Genomic DNA, 17,438 nt, shown 5'->3' with positions numbered 1-17,438 from the left:
GGAAACTCATCGGTGGCGCGGGCACGAGGTGGGGCGGGCGAGGCGCGGGCGGTGGCGCTCTGCTGTCGGCGAATCTGCCACCGGCAGAGAAAGTCCAGGTGAGGGGCGGTTCGTGGGGAGAGTGGAGGCAGCGGCCACCGAGGTCGCGTCCATCCTCAGGGAGGAACCGTGGCTCCACTGATCACCGGCTGGGCACCGACGCTCGCCCCGCGTGCCGACGAGGGCGGCACCCCGCCGTCACGCTTCGACGAGCATCTCGCCGCGCAACTGCTCGCGCAGCGGATCGTCTTCCTCGGCACCCAGGTCGACGAGGTCTCCGCCAACCGCGTCTGCGCCCAGTTGCTGCTGCTGTCGGCGGAGGATTCGCGCACGGACATCAGCCTGTACATCAACAGTCCCGGTGGCGCGGTGACGGCGGGCCTCGCCATCTACGACACGATGCGGCTGATCCCGAACGACGTGTCGACGCTGGCGATGGGCTTCGCGGCGAGCATGGGCCAGTTCCTGCTCAGCGTGGGCGCGCCCGGCAAGCGGTTCGCGCTGCCCAACGCGCGGATCATGATGCACCAGCCGTCGGCGGGCATCGGCGGCACCACCGCCGACATCGAGATCCAGGCGGAGAACCTGGACTTCATCAAGAAGGCCATCGAGCGGATCACCGCCGAGCACACGGGACAGTCGGAGGAGACGATCTCCCGGGACGGCGACCGCGACCGCTGGTTCACGGCCGAGCAGGCCAGGGAGTACGGGATGGTCGACCGGGTCGTGGAGTCGCTCGACGACGTACGGCCGGCCTCTTCACGTCGACGGATGGGGCTGCAGTGATGGGGACGTACACCATTCCGAACGTGGTCGAGCGGACCCCGCAGGGCGAGCGTTCGTACGACGTGTTCAGCCGGCTGCTGTCCGAGCGGATCATCTTCCTCGGCACGGAGATCGACGACGGGGTGGCGAACGTCGTCATCGCGCAACTGCTCCATCTGGAGTCGTCGGCGCCCGAGAGCGAGATCGCGGTCTACATCAACTCGCCCGGGGGATCGTTCACTTCGCTGATGGCGATCTACGACACGATGTCGTACGTGCGGGCGCCGATCTCCACGTTCTGCGTGGGGCAGGCGGCGTCGACGGCGGCGGTGTTGCTGGCGGGCGGGGACCCGGGGCGGCGGTTCGTGCTGGAGCACGCGCGGGTGCTGCTGGGCCAGCCGGCGAGCGGGGGCCGCCAGGGCACGATCTCCGACCTCGCCCTCCAGGCCAAGGAGATGGTCCGCATCCGTGCCCAGGTCGAGAAGGTCCTCGCCCGGCACACGCATCGCGATGTGGCGGACCTGCGGGCCGACATGGACCGGGACAAGGTCTTCACCGCGGAGGAGGCGGTGGCGTACGGGCTCGCCGACGAGGTGTTGAGCCGACGGTTGGTGGAGGTCTGAGGCCCGCCCACGGGGGCTGAGCGCTTCGGTAGCCTGCGTCTTCATGACGCGTGCGTGGATGTTGCCGATGCTGCTTGTGCTCTCGGGCGACGCACTCGCCGCGACGGGGCTGATCCTCACAGGGAGCCCCGTCGCGGCGGTGGCGTTTCTGCTGGTGTCCGCGCTGCTCGCGGCTGTGCACTCACCTCTGGTCTTCCCGAGGTCGATCGGCGCGCTGGAGGCACGGCGCCGCAGTGCGGTCGACGGCCGGCCGGTGGTCTTCTGGCGGTCGGGCTGCAAGTACTGCCTGCGACTGCGTATCCGGCTCGGCCGTGGCGCCCGTCAGCTGCACTGGGTCGACATCCGGCGTGATCCGGCCGTGCGGGCGGCCAACGACGGCGACGAGACCGTGCCGACCGTCGTGGTGGCGGGTCGGCCGTACGTCAATCCCGATCCCGCGTGGGTGCGCGAACAGCTCTCTTCGCTGGGGACGGGGATGCGGTGAGTGATCAGGCGGCCAGGCACAGCCCGTTGTAGGGGGCGTTGGTCGTCGTGCGGGGCGGGGTCGTGCGGCGGGTGGATGTCGTGTGGCGGGTCAGTTCGGTCTGGGCCAGGGACAGCAGGTCGCCCAAGGTCAGGCCGAGGGACTGGGCGGCGGCCGCCAGGACCTCCGACGAGGCCTCCTTGCGGCCTCGTTCCACCTCGGAGAGGTACGGCATCGAGATGCGGGCCGCGTCGGCCACGTCCTTCAGCGTGCGCTTCTGGATGAGTCGTTCGCGGCGGAGCACGTCACCCACGAGGTCGCGCCACAGGGGTTCCCTGACGGGCGGGGCCTCGGGGGCGCGGACCGGGCGGGGGCCCTGAGCGGTGCGGCCTTGCGGAGGCGGGGCGGTCGCAGGGGCCTGCGCCGGGCGCAGGGGAATGACGCGGGCTTCGTTCGGCGCTTGTCGGCTCACTTGTTCAGCCTAGGAACTCCGGGCGGGAGGGGAAGGGGTCCGCGTTCCGCCCTCAGAAAAATCCCGCAGGGAAATCCCTCAGAAAAATCCCGCAACGGAGCCCGGTCCAGGCGTCACTGGCCGATGCGGCCGTCGATGCGTTCGCGCAGGAGATCGGCGTGGCCGTTGTGGCGGGCGTACTCCTCGATCATGTGGACCAGGACCTCGCGGAGGGCGATGGGCTCGTCGTCGTGACGGCCGGTGACGGCGAGGTCGGGGGCCGCCGCCACGAATCTCTCGGCGAAGTCGACCTCCGAGCGCCAGGTGCGCCAGGCGTCGGCGACGGCCTCGGGGTCGGCCACGGCGCCGTTGAAGTCCCCGTCCGGGTCGTCGCCGGCGCGGTAGTGGCGCGGCGCCGCCCGGCCCGCCAACGCCTCGCGGAACCAGTACTGTTCCACGCCGGCCAGGTGGCGTACGAGCCCGAGCAGCGACATGGTGGACGGCGGCACCGCGCGGCGCGCCAGGGCCTCGGCGTCGAGCCCCTCGCACTTCAGCTCCAGGGTCAGCCGCTGGTTGCGCAGATACCCGACCAGTGTGGCCCGCTCCCCCTCGAAGCCTCCTTCGCCGCGCGGATCGCCCTCGGGGCCGACGAACCGGTCGCCCCACCCGAGCTTCCGCTCCGGCAGGGGCTGTTCGTCGGGCCGCTTCTCAGCATGGTCAGTCATGCGGAGGAGCTTCGGTGGTCGCGGGGGTCCTCCGCCACCGCTTTTCGTCCCGCACCACTGTGCTCAGTTCTTGCGGTTGTTCCTCGTGGGCATCAACTGGTCGCGGAGCACGGTCAGTTGATGGGAGGTGTCCACGGCCCGCGTCTCGTCCAGGGTGGTCAGGGCGAGGAGCAGGACGTCCGCCACGACGAGCGCGGTGAGGGCCTCCGAGGTGATGCCCGTCGGGGTGTGCGGTGCGGTCAGGACGGCATCGACCCGGTCGCCGAACTCCTCTGCGAGTTCGTCGGTGACGAGGACGACCCGGGCGCCGACCGCCCGGGCGCGTTCGACGAGCACGGTCAACTCGTGCAGAGCACGGCCCGGTTGGAAGATCACCACAGCGTCGCCCTGGCGCAGCGCGAGGAGGTGGTCGGCGAGGGCGAAGCCGGTGGCGCCGGAGAAGCGGGACCGGCGGTCGATGCGGCCGAGCGCCAGGGACAGGTGGCGGGCGGCCGGTTCGGAGGCGGCGATCCCGAAGCAGTGGATCTCGCCGGCGTCGGCGAGTGCGGCCACGGCAGCGCGCAGGGCGTCCGGTCCGGTCAGGCGTCGGGTCTGCTCGATGCGCTCCTGGGCCTCGTCGAGCACATCGCCCCAGATGCCGTCCAGGTCCGGGCCGACATGGGCGATGCGCTGCTTCAGCCGCACCTCGGGGGCCACGGCCGCGGTGAAGCCGGTGGCCAGCTCGCGTTTGAGGGCGGGCAGGCCGGCGTAACCGAGGCGCTGGAGCGCGCGGACCACGGTGGCGTTGCTGGTCCCGCTGGCCGTGCCGAGTTCCTGGGCGCCGGCGAAGAGGAGCTGTTCGACGGGGGCGCTGGCGAGGTACTGGGCGACCGCGCGCTCGGAGGCGGAGAGGCTCTCCCAGTGGTCACGGACCGCCGCCCGGAGCCGGGCCAGGCCCTCTCCGAGATCCCCGTGATCTGAAATTTTCATTACAGACATTGACTTCCTTGTGACGACCGTTACTCTCCTGGACAACGCATTCCAAGAGGAGAGATTCCCGTAACCGACGTTACAGCACGTCGTGGGTACGGGCAGCTCTCCGTCGCGAGGAGAAGAATGGCATCCCCCTCTGCCCTGGCAGCCCCCTCATCCCGCTTTCTCCCCCTGGTCGAGATCTCCGGCGCTCCCCTGGAGCGCGGACGGCAGTACGGCGAGGCCGTCCGGCCCCAACTGCACGCGGCGCTCGCCTACTACGAGGAGGCCTTCGGCCACGCCGCCGGGCTGACCTGGGACCAGGTCACCGCCCGCGCCACCCGCTGGCAGGAGCCGGTGGCCTCGTACGCGCCGCACCTGCTGGAGGAGATGCGGGGCATCGCCGACGGGGCCGGCGTGACCCTGCTGGACGTGCTGGCGCTCAACGCCCGTGGCGAGGTCCTCTACGACCAGTCGTTCGCCGAGATGTCCGCGCCCGAGTCGGAGACGGAGACGGTCGCCGAGGAACGGGTCGAGGGCTGCACCTCGTTCGCGCTGTACGGGCCCGCCAGCGGCGACGGCCATGTGTGGGCCGGGCAGAACTGGGACTGGCGGGCGGGCGCCAGCGACACGGTCGTCATGCTGCGGATCGTGCAGCCACCCGCACCGACCCTGATCATGCAGGTCGAGGCCGGTCAGGTCGGCCGGCAGGGCGCCAACTCGGCGGGCATCGCGCTCAACGCCAACGGTCTGGGCGGGCGCTTCGACGACACGGTCGGCCTGCCGCAGACCGTCGTACGCCGCAGTGTGCTGGACCAGGCGAGCATCACGGACGCCCTCGACGTGCTGTGCCGCACCCGTGCGCACATCGCCTCCAACGCCTTGCTGACCTGCCGCGAGGGCTTCGCCGTCGACCTGGAGACCACTCCCGCCGGGCACGGCTGGCTGCACGCGCGGGACGGACTCCTGGTGCACGGCAACCACTACCAGGCGGGAGTCCCCGCGGCCATCGCCGCCGGCTACCGCCCGCTGTCCTCCGACTCGCTGGTGCGCGTACCCCGCGCCGAGCAGGGTCTGAGGGCGCTGCGCGGCTCCACCGGGCCCGACGAGTCCCGCAAGCTCATCAAGCAGGCCATGTCCGACCACCTCGGACTGCCCGAGTCGCTCTGCACCCACCCCGACACCCGCAGGCCCGTCGTGGAGCACTGGACCACGCTCGTCTCCTCCTGCGTGGACCTGACCAGCGGCGACTACCACGTCACGGCGGGCACCCCCTGCGACCGCGACTACCAGCACCTGCCCTGGAACCTCTACGACGGCCCGCACGGCACCCCCTCCACCGACTGTCCCAGCTGAGAGCACAGGAGTTCATCCCGATGGCGATGACGAGGACGAAGACAACGAACACACGGAGAGCGGTGACCGCCGGGCTGGCCGTCGCGGGTCTTCTCACGACCGTCGGCTGCAGCGGCGCCGACACGGCCGCGACCGGCGGCGCACCGGCCGACGCCGCGAAACTGAAGCTCACCGCGACGACCCCCGCCGCCCAGGGCGCCGTGGAGAAGGTGAACTGGCTGCTGGAGGACGAACCCGACTCCCTGGACCTCGACACCCAGGGCACCAGCGCCGGCCGCGTCGTCCTCACCAATGTCTGCGAGCGGCTCTACCAGCTCCAGCCCGACATGACGATCAAGCCCTTCCTCGCCGAGAAGGCCACCACCCCCGACGACAAGACCCTCGTCCTTTCCGTCCGCGAGGGGGTGACCTTCCACGACGGCTCGAAGCTCACCGCCGACGACGTGCTGTGGAGCCTGAAGCGGCACGCCGACCCCGACATGGAGCAGAGCGACGAGTTCCCCAACGTCGCCTCCATGGAGAAGACCGGCGACGCCGAGATCACCATCCGCTTCAAGAAGCCCGACGCCCTGTTCACCAAGGCGCTCGCCGGTGACGCCGGCATCGTCTGGAACAGGGAGCAGGTGGAGCAGGCAGGCGAGGACTTCGGTACGCCGGGCCAGAGCGACGCCTGCTCGGGACCGTACGAGCTGAGCGGTTGGAAGTCCGGTGACTCGATCACCATCCGTGCCCACGACGGCTACTGGGGCGAGAAGCCGCTCACCCAGGAGGTCGTCTTCCGCTGGGCGTCCGACAGCGCCCTGGTCAACGCGCTGAAGACCGGAGCGGCCGACGGCACGTTCGCCGAGTCGCCCAACACGGCCTCCGCCCTGGGTGGCGTCGAGGGGCTCGCCCAGTACTACGGCCCCTCGACCGCGACCATCGACCTCATCCCCACCGAGCGGGGCGGGCTGAAGGACCCGGAGATCCGCAGGGCCCTGTCGCTGGCGCTCGACCGGGCGGGTATCGCCACGTCGGGGTACGGCGGGTACGTGGAGCCGTGGGCGAGCCCGGTCGGCTCGGGTTCCTGGGGCTATGCCAAGGACGAGTTCGCCGCCGCGCAGAAGGAGCTGGCGGCCACCGCACCCGCCTCGCCGGACGCCGACGACATCGCCGAGGCCAAGGAGCTGGTCAAGGAGGCGGGGGCACCCGGCGAGCCGATCGTCATCGGCACGGACGCCACCCAGGGCCGTACCGTCGTCGCCAACGCCGTACGGGCCGCCCTCCAGCGCATCGGGGTCAAGGCCACGATCAAGACGGTGCCGGCCGCGCAGTTCGAGGAGTTCTACAGCGATCCGCAGGCCCGTGCCGAGATCGATGTGCTGGTCGCGGACTGGTACATCTCCAAGTCCGACCCGATGGGCTTCTACGACAACGGGCTGTCCGACTCGTCCAACAACTGGGTCGGCTACGAGGACGCCACGTACGACGAGAAGGTGCGCCGGGCGCTGGGCACCCTCGACGACACCGAGCGGGCGGCCCTCGCCGTCGACGTGCAGAAGCTGTTCGCGGACGCCGCCGTGTGGATCCCCGTCGCTCAGGTGCCCTCGGTGCTGGTGCTGAGCGAAAGGCTGACCGGGGCGCCCGCCTCCCAGGCGTATCTCTACTACCCGTGGGCGGCCGGGCTCGGCGCCAAGAAGGGCTGAGCCCACAATGCCCGCCCGTATCGCGCGGCGGCTGGCCGGATTCCTGGCCACGCTCTTCGCCGCCTCGTTCGTCATCTTCGCCGCCGTGTACGCGGCGCCCGGAGACCCCGCCGTCTTCCTGGCCGGCGGCCGCGACAAGCTCACCCCCGAGCGGCTCGCGGCCGTCCGGGCCCAGTACCACCTGGACGAGCCGCTGGTCGTGCAGTACGGCCGCTGGCTGTGGGACTGCCTCCACCTCGACCTCGGCCGCTCCTTCAAGTACAGCGACCAGGTGTCCGACCTGCTCACGGCCCGGCTGCCGACCACCCTGGGCCTGGTCGCCTACGCCACGCTGCTCTTCGTCGTCCTCGGGGTGGGCGCGGGCGTCCTGGCGGCGGTGAAGCAGTCCACATGGGTGGACTCGGCGGTGGTGGGCGGGACCACGCTCGCCGCGTCCGTGCCGTCGTTCGTCGCCGCGATCGCGCTCGTGTCCGTGTTCGGGGTGCGGTTTAGATGGTTCCCGGTGACCGGCAGCGGCGACGGGTTCGCCGGCACCGTGCACCATCTGACGCTGCCCGCGCTGTCGTTGGCGCTCGGCGCGCTCGCCCTGATCAGCCGGGTCACCCGGCAGGCCATGGCGGAGGCCGCCGCCTCCGACCACGTCGAGGCGGCCCGTGCCTCCGGCATCCCGGAACGCGACATCGTCCGCCGCCATGTGCTGCGCAACGCGCTCGGCCCGATCATCACCATGTGCGGTCTGGTCATGGCGGGGATGCTCGCCGGGACGGTCGTCGTGGAGACCGCGTTCGGGATGAGCGGCATCGGCTCGCTGCTCGTCGGCGCGATCAACACCCATGACTTCCCCGTCGCCCAGGCCGTCCTGCTGCTGATGGTCACCGGCTACATCGCCGTCACCACCGTCGTGGACCTGGTCCATCCGCTCCTCGATCCGCGCGTCCGCGAGGAGGCCCGCACCGCATGACCACCCTCACACTCGCCCCGGTCGGGGTACGGTCCCGCCGTCCCCTCGGCGTCACGGTCGCCGCCGGATTCCTGGCCCTGGTCGTCCTGGCCGCAGCGCTGGCACCGCTCCTCGCGCCGTACGCGCCCGACGCGATCGACCTGTCCGCGTCGCTCGCCGGCACCAGCGGCGACCATCTCCTGGGCACGGACGCCTCCGGGCAGGACCTGCTCTCGCGGGTCCTGTACGGGGCCCGCACCAGCCTGGTCGCTCCCGTGGTGCTGCTCGCGGTGGCCGCACTGCTCGGCGTCACGCTCGGGGTGCTCGCGGCGTGGCGCGGCGGCTGGGTCGACGCCTTCGTCTCCCGGGTCACGGACGTCATGTACGCCTTCCCCGGGCTGCTGTTCACCGTCCTGATCATCGCCGTCTTCGGCACCGGTATGACCACGTCCGTGCTGGCCCTCGGCCTCGCGTACACACCGACCGTCGCCAAGTACACGCGTTCCCTCGCCCTCTCCGAGGCCCGCAAACCGTACGTGGACGCCTACCGGGTGCAGGGCATGGGAGGCGCCCGGATCTGCGCGTTCCATCTGGTGCCGAACCTCGGCCGGGCGGTGACCGGCTATCTGGTGGTGCTCTTCGGAGAGGCGCTGATGTCGCTGGCCACCCTCTCCTACCTCGGCTTCGGAGCCCAACCACCCAGTTCGGACTGGGGGTTGATGGTGCAGGAGGGGCAGGCTGCCGTCGTCCAGGGCGCGTTGCTGCCCGCTCTCGTCCCGGGCACGGCCATCGCCGCGGTCGTCGTGTCCTTCAACGTGGTCGGTGTCCGGGCGGCCGACCGGCTCGGAAGGCAGGGCTGATGCTGCTCACCATCGATCACCTGACCGTCGCGATCCCGGGTGCCGCGCGCCCGGCCCTCGACGACGTCTCCCTGCGGGTCGCCCCGGGTGAGGTCGTCGGCCTGGTCGGCGAGTCCGGCTCCGGCAAGTCGACGACCGCGAAGGCCGCGCTGGGGCTGCTGCCCGGCGGGGCGGGCGTCTCGGGCACCGTACGGATGGGCGACGCGGACGTCCTCTCCCTGACCGGGGAGGAGTTGCGGCGCCACCGCGCCCGTACCGTCGCGATGATCCACCAGGACCCACGGGCCGCCCTCAACCCCGTACGCCGCATCGGCGACTTCCTCCGCGAACGCGGAGCCGACCGGAAGACGGCCGTCGAACTCCTCGCCGCCGTGGGTCTGTCCGACCCGGAACACCGGCTGCGGCAGCGTCCGCACGAACTGTCCGGCGGCATGCTCCAGCGCGTCGTCATCGCCGGAGCGCTCGCGGCGCGGCCCCGGCTGCTGCTGGCCGACGAGGCGACGAGCGCGCTCGACGTCACCACCCAGGCCGAGATCCTCGCCCAACTGCGCCTCCTGCGGGCCGAGACCGGGGCCGGGCTGCTCTTCATCACCCACGACCTGCACCTGGCCGCCGCGTACTGCGACCGTGTCTACGTCATGTACGCGGGCCGGGTCGTCGAAGAGCGCACCGCCGGAGCCCTCTTCGACGACCCCACGCACCCCTACACCCGTGGCCTGCTGTCCTGCTCGCCGACCCTGGGCGAGACGGCACGGCCCCTCCTGCCGATCCCGGGCCGTCCGCCGTCCCTCGGCGACACCTTCCCGGGCTGCCCGTTCGCGCCCCGCTGCCCCGACGCCCAGCCCGACTGCGAGACCTGGCGGCCGGAGGCGGTGACACTGCCGGACGGGGGGTCGGCGGCCTGTCGGCGCGTTCCGGCCGCCGCCGGGTCCGTCGTCGCCGCGGAAAGGACCACGACGACATGACCGACACCCCCCTCAGCACGCATCCGGCCGGCGGTGCCCCGCTCGTCGTCGACAAGCTGTGCAAGACCTACCCCCTGCCGGGGCTCGGGCGTCTCACCGCCGCCGAGTCCGTGTCGTTCACGGTGGCTCGCGGCGGCTGCCTGGGCATCGTCGGGGAGTCCGGGTCGGGCAAGACGACCGTGGCCCGGATGCTCGTCGGGCTGGTACGCCCCGACTCGGGCACGGTCGCGGTCGACGGCCGCCCGAGGGAAGCCCGTGCCCCGAGGCGCCGGGAGACCCGGCTGGCCAGGGCCCGCGAGATCCAGATGGTCTTCCAGGACCCGTACATCTCGCTCGACCCACGGCTGACGGCCGGGCAGTGTCTGCGCACGGCACTGCGGCTGCACGGCCGGGAGGAAGGGCTCGCCGCCGAACTGCTCGATCAAGTGGGGCTCGGCGCCCGGGAGTACGACGCGCGGCCCCGGCAACTGTCCGGCGGGCAGCGGCAGCGGCTGGCCATCGCCCGGGCCATCGCCGTCCAGCCTCGGGTGCTGGTACTGGACGAGGCGGTCGCCGCCCTCGATGTGTCGATCCAGGCGCAGATCCTCCACCTCCTCGACGAGATCCGCCGCGACACCGGTGTCGCCCTGGTCTTCGTCAGCCATGACCTCGCCGTGGTCCAGCACATCACCGACGAGGTGCTGGTCATGCGGCGCGGACAGGTCGTCGAGCAGGGGCCGACACACCGGGTGCTCGGCGAACCGGCCGACCCGTACACGCGGTTGCTGCTGGCCGCCGTGCCGAGGGAGGGCTGGGACCCGGACGACGCGGTCGCGGCGCGGGCGGCACTCGCCGAGTAGGGACCCGGGCCGCACCCGGAGGAAGAGCCTCCTCAAGTGCTGTGCACTCCCGTGCAACCCTCGCCCCCCATCCGTCGTCGAACAGGGCGCCGGACAAGGAACGGGCCCTTTCCGGACACCCCCGCGCTGCCCGGCCGTCCTTTCCGTCTGGAGCCGTACATGCGCAAGAACCGTTCGGCCGCCCTCGCGGCGGCCACCTTTCTTCTCGTCTCCGGCGCGGCGATCGCCACCGCGCCGTCCGCGTACGCCGGGGTGCCCGGCAGGGCGACAAGTGGGGTGCCCAGGTCCGGCTGACGGACCCGAACGGCGACGGCCGCTTCGGACTGCTGGCCGCCGCGCCGGGCGAGAACACCGGGGACGGTCATGTGTGGGTGTTCCCGGCGGGCGCGGACGCGATCATGGCCTCGGGGTCGTGGACGTACAACGGCGCGTCGCTCGGGGCGCCCTACGTGGACCCGCTGTTCGGGTCGGCGATCGACGAGTGAGCCACGCGGGGCCCGGACTGCCTCGGTGACCGGTCAGGAGGCCGGGGCCCCGATCGCCTCCGGGACCCGGTCGAGGGGGGCCGACTCGCTCGTCGTGGTGTCGTCCGGCGAGTCGGCCGTCTCGGGGCTCTCCGGCTTCGGCTCGGGCTCGGGTGCGGAGGTCTCCGTCTCCGGTTTCGACGGGGTCGGGGTGGAGGGTGCCACCGAGGACGACGAGGGGCACGGGTCGGCGTTCTCGCGCTTGGCGCCCGGAGTCGGGGGGCACGGCTCGGGCGACTTGGAGGGCGGTTCCTCGGAGAACGACGTCGACACCGACGGCGAGGGCTGGTTGACGGGTGGGGTGGTCTTCTTGTCCTTCCCGCCCGTGTCGCCCCTCGGCCGGGTGAACCAGTCGTCGCGCTCGGGATCGTAGAGGACGAAGACGTTGATGATCACCGTCGAGGGCTCGACGACCACGACGTTCTGCGGCCGGTACGAGGGCCAGGAGTCGCCCTTCGGCTCGGGTGTGGTCTTCAGGGCGACCGGTGGCTTCAGCGGGTTGCCGCAGGCGCAGCGCACCCGGGGCACCCCTCGGTCGTCGACGAGGACGGCGGTCCCGGCCTGCAGGACGGCCTGGTAGCTGGTGGCGGCGCCGTCGCGGTAGCCGTGGTTGGTGACGCGGGTGTCCATGCGCAGCTGCACCGGAGTGAGCGAGCGCAGGTGGGCGGGCACGTCGGAGGACTTGACGCCGGCGACGGAGGCGAACGCCTCGTTCTTGGCGGGGTTGGCCTGGAGCACCTTGATCTGCTTCTCGACGTCGCAGCTGGCGACGTTGCGGGTGCCGCCGTAGAGGCCGGGGGCCGAACCGTCCACGGCACGCGTCACGTTGGCGGGTTCCGATCTGCTCGGTGTCGCCGCGGGGGTCTCGGGAGGGGTGGAACTGTCCGTCGCCGTCGACTCGGTGAACGGGTCGGGGCCGGTCTTGCCCGCGGCCTGGAGGAAGACCTCACCGTCGGCGGCGTCGCCCGAGTCGCCGGAGCGGGTGAGGACCACGATCAGGATCACCGCGACGGCGGCCGCGACGGCCATCAGGGCGATCCGGGGACCGGACCGCCACCACGGACGGCCGGGGCCGCCGGGCCCCGGCCCGGAATCGCCGGAGCCCCCGCCCGGTCCTCCTGGCCCGCCGCCAGATCCGCCCGGTCCGCCTGGTCCTCCCGGACCGCCAGCGGTTCCGCCCGGGCCCGAGGCGTCGCTCGGCGGTTCCGGTGGTACCTCGCCGCCCGGCCGCGTCGGGCCGTGCGGGGTGGGGCCGGGTCGCGACGGCCCGGACAGGGGGCCGGAGGGCGGTCCTGTCGGGCGGCCGGAGGACGGCTGATCGACGCTCACGGGTCTTCTCCCGCCGTAGGGATTCTGCGGCGACTTGCAGCTTCTATGCCGTTTTCTCACACAACAGGCCCATTGTGTGCTCTGGTCCCTTGTCGCTCGCAAGCCGGGGGACGCCGCCCCCCGGCCGAAGGAGGCCTGGTCCTCCCGGCGCGCGGAGTGCCTTCGCCGTGCTTAGCGTGGCAAGAGTGAGTCCCCAGACCCTGCGTCCTCAGCGGACGACAGCACCGGAGCGGGCGGTCGCCCGGCACGGCTGGCTCCAGGCCCTCGGCACGGTCCTGGCCGGGCTTCTCGCGATGATCGTGACGGCGTCGCTGGGGCTGTGGGCGGCGGGTGCGGCGGACCTCCCGGACAACGCGTTCCCCCGTGTCGTCGCGGCCACGGTCGTGACGGCGGTCGGCGGCACCATCGAGCTCTCCGGCGAAGCCGGGTCCATCGCCGAGACCGAGGCGGGCCTGACCGTGATCCCGCTGTCGGTGACCCTCGTCGGCGCGCTGGTGATCGCCGCCGGGTTCCTGCGGCCCCTGCGGCACCGGGCGGTCGCGGGGTCGGCCGAACTGGCGGGCTGGGCCGCCCGGATCGCCGCCCTGTGGCTGGCGGCGCTGGTCGGCCTCGCGCTCGCGGCCCGGCAGACCTTCGACATCCCGCTCGGCGAGGTGGCCGACTTCTTCGGCGTCTCCGCCGACGTGGGATTCGAGACGGCCATGGCACCGACGCTCCTCTTCGGGCTGCTCTGGCTCGCCGGCGTCCTCGTCCTGGCGCTGCTGGTGTCGCGCGGTGCCCCGCTCCCGGCACGGCTGCTGCGGTTCCAGGAGTCGGTACGCCCGGCCGCGTACGCGATGGTGGGGCTGCTGCTGGCGTACGTCGCCCTTGGGCTGGTGATCGCGGTGGTGGTGGCAGTGACCCGTGGGCACGCCGCCGAGACGGCCGCCGTGATCCTGCTGGGCCTGCCGAACGTCGTCTGGCTGACCTTCACGATCGGTCTGGGGGCGACCTGGGACGGCCAGGTCGAGGGGCCCTTCGGGTTGCCGATGCCGAAGCTCCTGGACGAGGTGCTGCGCGGGCCCGACGTCTCCACCCTGAACCTGAGCTCGCTGGCCGAGTACGACGACCGGGTGTGGTGGCTGGTGGTCGTGAACGCGGTCCTGCTGCTGCTCGCCGCATTCGTGATGGCGGCCCGTTCCCCGGCCCGGGTGCGGCTGTGGCAGCACGCCGTGCACATGGCGGCCGCCCTGGTGCTCACCGTCCTGATGGTCTGTCTCGTCGGCCGGATCTCCGCGCACTACGGGCTGTCGGTGCTCGGCATCGGCGACCTCGGCGGCGACCTGGGCGGCGAACTGTTCCTGCGGCCCCGGACCTGGACGGCGCTGGGGCTCGCCGTGGTGTGGGGGCTGGTGACCGGGTTCCTGGGCGGGGTGCTGGCGAAGGGGGTACGGCGGCGGGGTGCGGTCGACACGGACGCCGACCACCGGTAGGTGTGGGCGCCGGCCGCAGGTGGGGGGCCGCCGCGTGCCGCCGGTGGCAGGGTGGACGCCGTACGACGCCCGCCCCGGGTCAGCCGGTGGCCGGGCCGGTCGGACGGCGAGCTCCGGGGCTGGTCGGGTCGGCGTCCCGGTGGATTCTGCGGCGGGCGACGAGTTCGACGGTGAGGGCTACCGAGAGTGCCTCGACGGCGAGCAGGGCGATGAGGACGAACACCTGGACGGCGCCGGCGACTACGGGTGAGGCGCCGGCCAGGAGCATGCCGACGAAGGCGCCGGGCAGGGTGACGAGGCCGACCGTGCGGGTCTGGTCGAGGGCGGGCAGCAGGGCGTCGGAGGCAGCCGCGCGGACCACTTCGAGGCGGGCGTCGCGGTCGAGGAAGCCGAGCGCCAGGCAGGCCTCCACCTCGCCGTGGCGCTGGGTGAGTTCGTCCAGGGCGCGGCGGCCCGCGAGCACGGTCGCGGTGAGGGCCCCGCCGATGAGGATGCCGGTGACGGGGACGATGGCGATGCCGGGCACGGTGAGCAGGTCGGCCAGTACGAGTCCGGCGACGACGGGGGCCACGGGGGCGCCGAGGGGCAGGGCCGCCCACCACCAGGTGCGGTTGGCGGTGACGCGACGGCCGGCGGTACGGGTCGCCACGGCGAACATCAGGAACAGGAAGCCGAGCAGGGCCGCCGTGTGGTGGACGGCCCAGCCGATCACCACGGAGACGGCGGCCAGTTGGGCGGTCGCCCTGAGACCGGCGATCACGATCTCGCGGGCCCGGCCGTACGCGCCGTCCGGGGACAGCCGGAAGACGGCGGTGACCGCGGTGGCCACGATCAGCAGGACCGTGAGCGCCACCGCGAGCGCCGCGTCGACCGGCAGCAGTGTCTCGGCGGCGAACAGACGCACGCGTCGACCCTATCCGCGCGGCCCGTCCGCCCACATCAGGACGGCCTCCGTCCGTTCCGGTGCCTGTTCACACGCATCCGGTCCGACATCATCCCTCCATCACCCCTTCGTCATCCCTTCCGGTCACCCCTCCGACGCCGTCAGACCGTCGCACGGCGTGCGAGGAGGGAGGCGCAGATCTCCCCGGCGCGTACGGCCGTGGTGGACAGCAGGGTCGAGGTGAGGCCGTGGGTGTGTTCGGTGCCGCCCTGGAGGTAGATGTCGGCGGTGACGTTGGGGGCGGTGGCCACCCGGTGGTCGCGGCCGACCCGCAGGGCGTCCTCGTCGTCGCGCAGACAGAGTTTGCCTACCTCCCCCAAGTTGTCACCGAGGCCCTGGGGTTGATAACCGGTGGCGTAGACGAGAAGGTCGGAGGAGAGGATCTCGCGCTCCCCGGTCGGCAGGAACTCCACGGTCACCTTGACGTCGTCCGTGCCCGCCTCGACCTCGCGCAGCCGGGAGACGTTCAGCATCCGCAGCCGTTCCCGGCCCTGGACCTGCTCCTGGTACATGGCCCGGGACAGGGACTCGATCAAGTCCATGTCCACGACCGAGTAGTTGGTGCTGCGGTGGTAGTCGAAGAGCGACTGTTTCACCTCGCGGGGCGCGCCGTAGTACAGGTCGACGGCCGCGGGATCGAAGATCTTGTTGGCGAAGGGGCTGTCGTCGGCGGGTGTGTAGCCGTACTTGGCGAAGACCGAGCAGATCTCCGCCTCGGGGAAGTTGCGGTGGAGGTAGTCCACGGCCTCGGCCGCGCTCTGGCCGGCGCCCAGGACGACGGCGCGGCGTACCGGCTGTCCGGAGCGCCGGGCACGCTCGACCCGCGGCAGCAACTCGCTGTTGTGCCAGACCCGTTCGGAGAGGGCGGCGCCGGGCGGAAGGTGCGGTTCCAGGCCGGTGGCGACGCAGATGCTGCGGGCGCGGCGGACGGTCAGGCGTTCCGGTTCGCCCGGTACGCGGCTGGTGACGTCGAAGTAGCGGATCTCGCCGTCGCGGGTGACGGGGCGCACGGAGACGACCTCGGCGGAGTACTCGACGAGGTGGGAGACCCGGGCGGCGGCCCACTCGAAGTAGTCGTGGAACTCGATGCGCAGCGGGAAGAGCGTCTTCAGGTTGAGGAAGTCGACGAGTCGACCCCGGTCCCGCAGATAGCACAGGAAGCTGAAGTCGCTGGTGGGATCACGCATCGTCACCAGGTCCTTCAGGAAGGACACTTGCATGGTGGCGTCGTCGATGAGCATGCCCCGATGCCATCCGAACCGGGGTTGTCTCTCCAGGAAGCCGACCCGAAGCCCTTCCCCGTCAACGGAGTTGACGGAGTGTTCGTGGAGCGCGATGGCGAGTGCGAGATTCGATGGACCGAACCCGATACCCAGTACGTCGTAGATGGAGTCAGGCCCGGTCTGCAGCGTCGTCACCGCGTCATCGCCTCCCATAGACAGGGGTCACAGAGATTCCCAAGCTGGAACACAGCCTCCCCCAAGCAGAGACATGTTAGATAAGGTTAGCCTTACCTAGCAACGGCTGAGGAGGGCTCATATGCGGGTCGTCATGTTCGGGTACCAGACCTGGGGACACCGAACGCTGCAGGCTCTGCTGGACTCCGGACACGATGTGATACTTGCCGTCACCCATCCGAAGAGCGATCACGCGTACGAAAAAATCTGGAGCGACTCGGTCGCCGATCTCGCCGAACAGCACGGTGTGCCGGTGCTGTTGCGCAACCGGCCGGGCGACGACGAGCTTCTGCGCACCCTCAAGGAGGCCGATCCGGACCTCATCGTGGCCAACAACTGGCGCACCTGGCTGCCGCCCGAGATCTTCGACCTGCCGCCGCACGGCACGCTCAACATCCACGACTCGCTGCTGCCGCAGTACGCCGGCTTCTCCCCCCTCATCTGGGCGCTCATCAACGGGGAGAAGGAGGTCGGTGTCACCGCCCACCGCATGGACGCCGAACTCGACATGGGCGACGTGCTGTTGCAGCGCTCGGTGCCGGTCGGGCCGCACGACACGGCCACGGACCTGTTCCACCGCACGGTCGACCTGATCGGCCCGCTCGTCACCGATTCGCTCGAACTCATCGCCTCCGGCAAGGCCGTGTGGACGGCACAGGACCGCTCCCGGTCGAGCTTCTTCCACAAGCGGTCCCTGGAGGACAGCCGCATCGACTGGACATGGCCCGCGGAGGACCTGGAACGGTTCGTGCGGGCGCAATCCGACCCGTATCCGAACGCGTTCACCCACCACCGCGGGGAACGCCTCCGGATCATCTCGGCCACCGTCTCCGAGGGACGCTACGGCGGCACGCCGGGCCGGATCTTCATCCGGGAGGGCGACGGCGTCGTCATCGTCGCCGGTGCCGAGGCGCGCTCCGGGCGGCTGCCGGGACTGGTGGTCGAGCGGGTGCGGACGGAGGACGGCACGGAGCACGCGGCGACGGACTACTTCCGCACGATGGGCGGTTACCTGACGGCCCGCCCGTAGGTCAGGAGCGCGGCGCCGCCG

General features: G+C 71.6%; 18 protein-coding genes. 12 read left to right on the top strand and 6 right to left on the bottom strand.

Annotated features, from left to right (window positions below; translation table 11 throughout):
* Nucleotides 1-168: 168 nt before the first annotated feature.
* The 3 genes from ACWD26_RS15860 to ACWD26_RS15850 are packed head-to-tail and all read left to right on the top strand — an operon-like array spanning nt 169 to nt 1,911.
* The gene (locus ACWD26_RS15860) at nt 169-825 is read left to right on the top strand and encodes an ATP-dependent Clp protease proteolytic subunit (protein WP_451270272.1); all 657 of its coding nucleotides are present in this window, start codon (nt 169-171) and stop codon (nt 823-825) included.
* The gene (locus ACWD26_RS15855) at nt 825-1,427 is read left to right on the top strand and encodes a ClpP family protease (RefSeq protein WP_451270270.1); all 603 of its coding nucleotides are present in this window, start codon (nt 825-827) and stop codon (nt 1,425-1,427) included. Before ACWD26_RS15860 ends, ACWD26_RS15855 begins: the two co-directional genes overlap by 1 nt.
* 43 nt (nt 1,428-1,470) lie before the next feature.
* Nucleotides 1,471-1,911 carry a hypothetical protein gene (locus ACWD26_RS15850; protein WP_451270268.1) on the top strand — a complete coding sequence of 147 codons (441 nt, stop codon included), beginning with the start codon at nt 1,471-1,473 and terminating at the stop codon, nt 1,909-1,911.
* Nucleotides 1,912-1,915: 4 nt separating this feature from the next.
* On the opposite strand, the gene ACWD26_RS15845 is transcribed toward ACWD26_RS15850, so the two are convergent.
* The 3 genes from ACWD26_RS15845 to ACWD26_RS15835 form a co-directional block, all read right to left on the bottom strand.
* On the bottom strand, nt 1,916-2,362 hold the full coding sequence (locus ACWD26_RS15845) for a helix-turn-helix domain-containing protein (protein WP_451270266.1): 447 nt from the start codon (nt 2,360-2,362) through the stop codon (nt 1,916-1,918).
* Nucleotides 2,363-2,475: 113 nt separating this feature from the next.
* The gene (locus ACWD26_RS15840; protein WP_451270264.1) at nt 2,476-3,066 is read right to left on the bottom strand and encodes a DinB family protein; all 591 of its coding nucleotides are present in this window, start codon (nt 3,064-3,066) and stop codon (nt 2,476-2,478) included.
* A gap of 63 nt (nt 3,067-3,129) precedes the next feature.
* Nucleotides 3,130-4,035 (bottom strand): MurR/RpiR family transcriptional regulator, encoded by a 906-nt coding sequence (locus ACWD26_RS15835; RefSeq protein ID WP_451270262.1) that lies wholly within the window; start codon nt 4,033-4,035, stop codon nt 3,130-3,132.
* A gap of 126 nt (nt 4,036-4,161) precedes the next feature.
* On the opposite strand from ACWD26_RS15835, the gene ACWD26_RS15830 reads away from it, so the two are divergent.
* The 7 genes from ACWD26_RS15830 to ACWD26_RS15800 all read left to right on the top strand — a co-directional run bounded on the left by ACWD26_RS15830 (nt 4,162) and on the right by ACWD26_RS15800 (nt 10,956).
* The gene (locus tag ACWD26_RS15830; RefSeq protein WP_451270260.1) at nt 4,162-5,373 is read left to right on the top strand and encodes a C45 family autoproteolytic acyltransferase/hydolase; all 1,212 of its coding nucleotides are present in this window, start codon (nt 4,162-4,164) and stop codon (nt 5,371-5,373) included.
* A gap of 26 nt (nt 5,374-5,399) precedes the next feature.
* Nucleotides 5,400-7,058 (top strand): ABC transporter substrate-binding protein, encoded by a 1,659-nt coding sequence (locus ACWD26_RS15825; RefSeq protein ID WP_451270567.1) that lies wholly within the window; start codon nt 5,400-5,402, stop codon nt 7,056-7,058.
* 7 nt (nt 7,059-7,065) lie between these two features.
* A complete protein-coding gene (locus ACWD26_RS15820; protein WP_451270258.1) occupies nt 7,066-8,019 on the top strand; it encodes an ABC transporter permease in 954 nt (317 codons plus the stop codon).
* Nucleotides 8,016-8,858 carry an ABC transporter permease gene (locus tag ACWD26_RS15815; protein ID WP_451270256.1) on the top strand — a complete coding sequence of 281 codons (843 nt, stop codon included), beginning with the start codon at nt 8,016-8,018 and terminating at the stop codon, nt 8,856-8,858. The genes ACWD26_RS15820 and ACWD26_RS15815 overlap by 4 nt, the downstream gene beginning before the upstream one ends.
* The gene (locus ACWD26_RS15810) at nt 8,858-9,823 is read left to right on the top strand and encodes an ABC transporter ATP-binding protein (RefSeq protein WP_451270254.1); all 966 of its coding nucleotides are present in this window, start codon (nt 8,858-8,860) and stop codon (nt 9,821-9,823) included. The genes ACWD26_RS15815 and ACWD26_RS15810 overlap by 1 nt, the downstream gene beginning before the upstream one ends.
* On the top strand, nt 9,820-10,662 hold the full coding sequence (locus ACWD26_RS15805) for an ABC transporter ATP-binding protein (protein ID WP_451270252.1): 843 nt from the start codon (nt 9,820-9,822) through the stop codon (nt 10,660-10,662). Before ACWD26_RS15810 ends, ACWD26_RS15805 begins: the two co-directional genes overlap by 4 nt.
* Nucleotides 10,663-10,821: 159 nt before the next feature.
* Nucleotides 10,822-10,956, top strand: coding sequence for a hypothetical protein (locus ACWD26_RS15800; RefSeq protein WP_451270250.1), 135 nt, complete (start codon nt 10,822-10,824; stop codon nt 10,954-10,956).
* 224 nt (nt 10,957-11,180) lie between these two features.
* On the opposite strand, the gene ACWD26_RS15795 is transcribed toward ACWD26_RS15800, so the two are convergent.
* On the bottom strand, nt 11,181-12,515 hold the full coding sequence (locus ACWD26_RS15795) for a DUF6777 domain-containing protein (protein WP_451270248.1): 1,335 nt from the start codon (nt 12,513-12,515) through the stop codon (nt 11,181-11,183).
* A gap of 185 nt (nt 12,516-12,700) precedes the next feature.
* On the opposite strand from ACWD26_RS15795, the gene ACWD26_RS15790 reads away from it, so the two are divergent.
* The gene (locus ACWD26_RS15790; RefSeq protein WP_451270246.1) at nt 12,701-13,987 is read left to right on the top strand and encodes a streptophobe family protein; all 1,287 of its coding nucleotides are present in this window, start codon (nt 12,701-12,703) and stop codon (nt 13,985-13,987) included.
* A gap of 79 nt (nt 13,988-14,066) precedes the next feature.
* Here ACWD26_RS15790 and ACWD26_RS15785 read toward each other — a convergent pair whose 3' ends face one another.
* On the bottom strand, nt 14,067-14,891 hold the full coding sequence (locus ACWD26_RS15785; RefSeq protein ID WP_451270245.1) for an ABC transporter permease: 825 nt from the start codon (nt 14,889-14,891) through the stop codon (nt 14,067-14,069).
* A 140-nt stretch (nt 14,892-15,031) separates the two neighbouring features.
* Entirely contained in the window at nt 15,032-16,348 is a 1,317-nt protein-coding gene (locus tag ACWD26_RS15780; RefSeq protein WP_451270243.1) for a lysine N(6)-hydroxylase/L-ornithine N(5)-oxygenase family protein, read from the bottom strand.
* 121 nt (nt 16,349-16,469) lie between these two features.
* Here ACWD26_RS15780 and ACWD26_RS15775 point away from each other — a divergent pair, with 121 nt between their 5' ends.
* Nucleotides 16,470-17,417 carry a methionyl-tRNA formyltransferase gene (locus ACWD26_RS15775; RefSeq protein WP_451270241.1) on the top strand — a complete coding sequence of 316 codons (948 nt, stop codon included), beginning with the start codon at nt 16,470-16,472 and terminating at the stop codon, nt 17,415-17,417.
* The last annotated feature ends 21 nt before the right edge of the window (nt 17,418-17,438 follow it).

It is taken from the genome of Streptomyces sp. NPDC002787 (assembly GCF_053592095.1).
This window is presented reverse-complemented; position numbering and strand designations above follow the sequence as displayed.

What these genes read in the sequence shown, in the direction of transcription:
- ACWD26_RS15820 (WP_451270258.1), top strand. Translation starts at nt 7,066, where the DNA reads ATGCCCGCCCGTATCGCGCGGCGGCTGGCCGGATTCCTGGCCACGCTC.
- ACWD26_RS15775 (WP_451270241.1), top strand. Translation starts at nt 16,470, where the DNA reads ATGCGGGTCGTCATGTTCGGGTACCAGACCTGGGGACACCGAACGCTG.
- ACWD26_RS15815 (WP_451270256.1), top strand. Translation starts at nt 8,016, where the DNA reads ATGACCACCCTCACACTCGCCCCGGTCGGGGTACGGTCCCGCCGTCCC.
- ACWD26_RS15800 (WP_451270250.1), top strand. Translation starts at nt 10,822, where the DNA reads ATGCGCAAGAACCGTTCGGCCGCCCTCGCGGCGGCCACCTTTCTTCTC.
- ACWD26_RS15830 (WP_451270260.1), top strand. Translation starts at nt 4,162, where the DNA reads ATGGCATCCCCCTCTGCCCTGGCAGCCCCCTCATCCCGCTTTCTCCCC.
- ACWD26_RS15825 (WP_451270567.1), top strand. Translation starts at nt 5,400, where the DNA reads ATGACGAGGACGAAGACAACGAACACACGGAGAGCGGTGACCGCCGGG.
- ACWD26_RS15840 (WP_451270264.1), bottom strand. Translation starts at nt 3,066, where the DNA reads ATGACTGACCATGCTGAGAAGCGGCCCGACGAACAGCCCCTGCCGGAG.
- ACWD26_RS15810 (WP_451270254.1), top strand. Translation starts at nt 8,858, where the DNA reads ATGCTGCTCACCATCGATCACCTGACCGTCGCGATCCCGGGTGCCGCG.
- ACWD26_RS15850 (WP_451270268.1), top strand. Translation starts at nt 1,471, where the DNA reads ATGACGCGTGCGTGGATGTTGCCGATGCTGCTTGTGCTCTCGGGCGAC.
- ACWD26_RS15855 (WP_451270270.1), top strand. Translation starts at nt 825, where the DNA reads ATGGGGACGTACACCATTCCGAACGTGGTCGAGCGGACCCCGCAGGGC.
- ACWD26_RS15805 (WP_451270252.1), top strand. Translation starts at nt 9,820, where the DNA reads ATGACCGACACCCCCCTCAGCACGCATCCGGCCGGCGGTGCCCCGCTC.
- ACWD26_RS15835 (WP_451270262.1), bottom strand. Translation starts at nt 4,035, where the DNA reads ATGAAAATTTCAGATCACGGGGATCTCGGAGAGGGCCTGGCCCGGCTC.